This window comes from Tahibacter sp., from assembly GCF_035481375.1.
Classification (GTDB): Bacteria; Pseudomonadota; Gammaproteobacteria; order Xanthomonadales; family Rhodanobacteraceae; genus Tahibacter.
Genome location: NZ_DATIGT010000025.1, coordinates 1 through 5,077, shown reverse-complemented (window position 1 = coordinate 5,077; position 5,077 = coordinate 1). Strand labels below are relative to the sequence as shown.

Annotated in this window: 4 protein-coding genes; all 4 read left to right on the top strand. The window is 64.8% G+C overall.

Annotated elements, in window-relative coordinates; genetic code table 11:
- The first annotated feature begins 95 nt into the window (after positions 1–95).
- The 4 genes from fusA to VLF18_RS01560 all read left to right on the top strand — a co-directional run bounded on the left by fusA (position 96) and on the right by VLF18_RS01560 (position 4,955).
- Positions 96–2,138: an elongation factor G gene (gene fusA, locus VLF18_RS01575; protein ID WP_325277858.1), complete on the top strand. Its 2,043-nt coding sequence runs from the start codon at positions 96–98 to the stop codon at positions 2,136–2,138.
- 385 nt (positions 2,139–2,523) lie between these two features.
- A complete protein-coding gene (locus VLF18_RS01570; RefSeq protein ID WP_325277857.1) occupies positions 2,524–3,072 on the top strand; it encodes a PepSY-associated TM helix domain-containing protein in 549 nt (182 codons plus the stop codon).
- Positions 3,073–3,195: 123 nt separating this feature from the next.
- Complete coding sequence (locus VLF18_RS01565; protein WP_325277856.1) at positions 3,196–4,638, top strand: catalase; 1,443 nt, start codon at positions 3,196–3,198, stop codon at positions 4,636–4,638.
- Between the two features lie 173 nt (positions 4,639–4,811).
- Positions 4,812–4,955: a DUF3096 domain-containing protein gene (locus VLF18_RS01560; RefSeq protein ID WP_325277855.1), complete on the top strand. Its 144-nt coding sequence runs from the start codon at positions 4,812–4,814 to the stop codon at positions 4,953–4,955.
- The last annotated feature ends 122 nt before the right edge of the window (positions 4,956–5,077 follow it).

The following is a 5,077-nucleotide window of genomic DNA, read 5'->3' as shown; positions in this document are numbered from 1 at the left end:
GACCGCCCGCCCCGCGCTTCACCCGCCGGGGTCACGCGCATTCCGCGGACGACCATGACGGCCCTGCATCCATGGTTCGCCGGGAGGGTTACGTCATGTCCTACACCACCGATGGCATCCGAAACATCGCGCTCGTGGGTCACGCGAGCGCGGGCAAGACAACGTTGTTCGAAGCGCTGCTGCAGGCGGGCGGCGCGATCCAGACGCAAGGCAGTGTCGAGCGCGGCACCACGGTGTCCGACTTCGACCCGATGGAAAAAGAACGCCAGCATTCGATCGCCGACACGATCGCCTCGATCGATCACGGCGACTGCCATATCAATCTCATCGATACGCCCGGACATCCCGAATTCCGCGGTCCGACGCTGTCGGCGCTCGCCGCCGTCGAGACCTGCGCCATCGTCGTGAATGCGCACAACGGCATCGAGTTCTCGACGCACCGGCTGATGGACTACGCCAAGCAGCGCAACCTGTGCCGCCTGCTCGTCGTCAACAAGATCGACGGCGGCAACTGCCGCGCGCTCGTGGAGAGCCTGCGCGAAACCTTCGGCCCCGAGTGCCTGCCGATCAACCTGCCCGCGCAGGGCGGCAAGGCCGTGGTCGACTGCTTCTTCAAACCCGACGGCATCGCCGATTTCGACAGCGTCGCCGCGGCGCACCAGCGCATCATCGACCAGGTCGTCGAGATCAACGAAACCGTCATGGGCCACTACCTTGATGAAGGCGAGCAGGGTCTTTCCGGCGAAGAGCTGCACGACGCGTTCGAGCAGTGCCTGCGCGAAGGCCATCTCGTGCCGATCTGCTTCGTGTCGGCGCGCACCGGCGCCGGCGTCAAGGAACTGCTCGAACTCATCGAGCGCCTCGCGCCGAATCCGAAGGAAGGCAACCCGCCGCCGTTCGTCAAAGGCACCGGTGCCGACGCGACGCCGATCGAAGCGATGCCCGATCCCTCGGCCCACGTCATCGCCGACGTCTGGAAAATCGTCAACGACCCGTTCGTCGGCAAGCTCGGCATCTTCCGCGTCTATCAGGGCACGGTGAAACGCGACACGCAGCTCTTCATCGACGACGGCAAGAAGCCGTTCAAGGTCGGTCATCTGTTCAAGCTCAAGGGCAAGGACCACGTCGAGATCGAGCACGCGATTCCCGGCGACATCGCCGCGGTCGCGAAGATCGACGAGATCCATTTCGACGCCGTGCTGCACGATTCGCACGACGAAGACCAGATCCATCTCAAGCCGCTCGATTTCCCGATTCCGATGTTCGGCCTCGCGGTCGAACCCGCGCACAAGGGCCAGGAGCAGAAGCTCGCGAGCGCGCTCGCGAAGCTCGGCGAGGAAGACCCGTGCTTCCGCGTCGAACACAACAAGGAACTCAACGAGATGGTCGTGCGGGGGCTGTCCGACCTGCACCTGAAGCTCATGCTCGAACGCATGAAGGAGCGCTACGGCGTCGAAGTGAAATCGCGGCCGCCGCGCATCGCGTACCGCGAAACCGTCGCCGGCGCAGCCGAAGGCCATCATCGGCACAAGAAGCAGACCGGCGGCGCGGGCCAGTTCGGCGAAGTGTTCCTGCGCATCGAACCGCTGGAACGCGGTGCCGGCTTCGAGTTCGTCGACGCGGTCAAGGGCGGCACGATCCCGGGCCAGTTCCTGCCGGCCGTCGAAAAAGGCGTGCGCCAGGTGCTCGATCACGGCGCCGTCGCGGGCTACCAGATGCAGGACGTGCGCGTGACCGTCTATGACGGCAAATACCATCCGGTCGACTCAAAGGAAGTCGCGTTCATCGCCGCCGGCAAGAAGGCGTTCCTCGACGCGATCGCGAAGGCGCGGCCCACGCTGCTCGAACCCGTCGTCAATCTCGAAGTCTTCGTGCCCGACAACCACATGGGCGACGTCACCGGAGGACTCGCGAGCAAACGCGCGCGCATCAACGGCACCGATTCCGGCCACAGCGGCGAGATCATCATCCGCGCGCAGGTACCGCTGGCCGAAGTCACCGACTACCAGACCGAACTCAAATCCATGACCGGCGGCCGCGGCCGCTATGCGATCGAGTTCAGTCACTACGAGGCCGTGCCGCCGCAGGTGCAGAAGCACCTGATGGAATCGTACAAGCCGAGGCCGGAAGAGGATTGAGATGCCGTGTCGGGACGGCGGTTCTCTAGCCGCCGTTCCGACTGCATGGAAGCTCGCTATGAAAAGAATTCGACTGCGACGTCTGCCTGTTCGCCCAAATGACGGTCGCATTCGACCGGCAAAGTCCGGCACCTCCGGCGACGTAGTTGCCGGTGGCGTGCTTCTCGGCCGCAATCGTCTCCGGCAGATCTTCGAAGATGCGCTGCGCGACACGATCGACGAAAATCGCGGCGCACTAACCAGGCTTGCAACATGCTGAGTCGGGCATGTGCGCGGCCGCGAAGCACGCCACTGGACCGATGCGAATATCGGTCCGATGACTGATTGAAGACGGCCGGTAGCCCGGCATAGTCGGCCCCTGTTCTCCGCAATCCCGAGCAGCTCCGTGCGCGCCGGCTATCTCAACCGCAAGATTCACTACTGGCTGTCGCTCTGGCTCGCGCTGCCGATGGCGCTGATCGCCGCGACGGGACTGCTGCTGCAGTTCAAGAAGTCGCTGCACTGGGTGCAGCCGGTCGAGCAGCGCCGTGAACTGCGGCTGCCGCTCGCCGAATGGCCGCATCTGCTGCGCGCGGCGAAGTCCGATGCGTCGCTGGGCATCGAGAGCTGGAACGACGTCGAGCGCGTCGAGCTGCGGCCGTCGAAGGGACTGATCAAGCTCATCGCAGCCAACGGCCGCGAAGCGCAGTTCGATGCGCACACCGGCGCACTGCTGCAGGTCGCCGTGCGACGCTCGGATACGATCGAAGCGCTGCACGACGGCTCGTATTTCGGCGACGCGGTGAAGTTCGGCTGGTTCGCGACGAGCGCGCTCGGGCTGCTGCTCGCCACGCTCAGCGGCATCTGGCTGTTCATCGAACCCTATGTCGCGAAAGCGCGCCGCCGCCGGCTCGCGCGCGAAGCAGCGGCACAGACGATGACTGCTGCGTCATAGATCCAGACTATGGCGCACGGATAAAGCATAGCTGTCGACTATCAATTCCATCCAGACAATCGATTTCATCTATGCCCCGGCGCTGCTTACTGTGCGGTCACTCCACCGCCACGAGCAGACGCCATGAGCACGAAGACACTCACCACGGCCGCCGGCCGGCCGATCGCCGACAACCAGAACAGCGAAACCGCCGGCCCGCGCGGCCCGGTGACGCTGCAGGACTTCTGGCTCATCGAGAAGCTCGCGCACTTCGACCGCGAACGCATTCCCGAGCGCGTCGTGCATGCCAAGGGTTCCGCGGCCTACGGAACCTTCCGCGTGACGCACGACATCTCGCGCTACAGCAAGGCCGACCTGTTCTCCGCGATCGGCAAGGAAACGCCGGTATTCCTGCGCTTCTCCACCGTCGCCGGCGAGCGCGGCGCCGCCGACGCCGAACGTGACGTACGCGGCTTCGCGCTGAAGTTCTATACCGAGCAGGGCAATTGGGATCTCGTCGGCAACAACACGCCCGTCTTCTTCGTGCGCGATCCGTTGAAATTTCCGGATTTCATTCACACGCAGAAGCGCGACCCGATCACGAACCTGCGCAACGCGAACGCAGCCTGGGATTTCTGGACGCGCCATCCCGAGGCGCTGCATCAGGTCACGATCCTCATGAGCGACCGCGGCCTGCCGAAGAACTATCGCCAGATGCACGGCTTCGGTTCGCACACCTACAGTTTTCTCAATGCGGCCGGCGAGCGCTTCTGGGTCAAATTCCACTTCAAGTCGCGCCAGGGCATCGCGAACTACACCGATGCGGAAGCGGCCGACGTCGTCGGCGGCGATCGCGAGAGCGCGCAGCGCGACCTGTTCAACGCGATCGCGCGCGGCGAATTCCCGAGCTGGAACGTGCGCGTGCAGATCATGCCGGAAGCCGACGCGGCGACGTACCGGATCAATCCGTTCGACCTGACCAAGGTCTGGCCGCATGCCGACTACCCGCTGATCGATGTCGGCGTGCTCGAACTCGATCGCAACCCCGACAACTATTTCGCCGAGGTCGAGCAATCCGCGTTCAATCCCGCGAACGTCGTGCCGGGCATCGGCTTTTCGCCCGACCGCATGCTGCAGGGCCGCCTGTTTTCCTACGGCGACACGCAGCGCTATCGCCTCGGCGTCAATCACGGCCTGCTGCCGGTCAACAAGCCGCGCTGCCCGTTCCACAGCCCGCACCGCGACGGCGCGATGCGCGTCGACGGCAACGGCGGCGTCGAGCCGAACTACCAGCCCAACGGACGCGGCGGCCCGAGCGACAACGCCGCTTTCGCGGAACCCGCGCTGCACGAAGCCTTCGGCGGCAGCATCGCGCGCCACGACCATCGCGCCGACGACCAGGACTACTACAGCCAGCCCGGCGCGCTGTATCGCCTGATGACCGAAGCCCAGCGCGAAGCGCTGATCGGCAATCTCGCGCGGCACATGGATGGCGTCGACGCCGAGATCCGGCAGCGCGCGGTGGAACATTTCCGCAAGGTGGACGCGGAGTACGGCGCGCGGCTGGAGGCGGCGCTCGAAGGCTGAGCGGGAAACCCGTGGACAGTTGGCAGGAACCGGAGGTGAAGCGGAGATTTCGCCGCGTCGGGCCTTTCCTGGTTCCTGCCGACCAACCTCTGGTTCCTTTATTTTCCCGCCTTCATCCCACAACCACACGCTTCCCGCGTACAGTTGGCGAACCCAACCGAAGGAGTGGCGTCATGGTCGTGAACCTTGCTGCACTGCTTGCGCTGATCGCCGGTATCCTGATCCTGATCAAGCCGCGTCTGCTGAACTATGTGGTCGCGATCTATCTGATCGTGATCGGCGTGCTCGGCCTGTTCCCGCGAATCGCGAGCTTCTGACGCCCTGACCGCTGCATCTTCATTCGGCCGGCGGTGGCGCTGCCGGCCGAATGAAACGACAAACGGCGCGGGACCCGCCCGGCCGTTTCGTTTCGACCGTCGCGGTCCGCGCGGCCGGTATT

Bases quoted from the DNA above. Each gene is read 5' to 3' on its own strand.
- VLF18_RS01560 (WP_325277855.1), top strand. From the start codon at position 4,812: ATGGTCGTGAACCTTGCTGCACTGCTTGCGCTGATCGCCGGTATCCTG.
- VLF18_RS01565 (WP_325277856.1), top strand. From the start codon at position 3,196: ATGAGCACGAAGACACTCACCACGGCCGCCGGCCGGCCGATCGCCGAC.
- fusA (WP_325277858.1), top strand. From the start codon at position 96: ATGTCCTACACCACCGATGGCATCCGAAACATCGCGCTCGTGGGTCAC.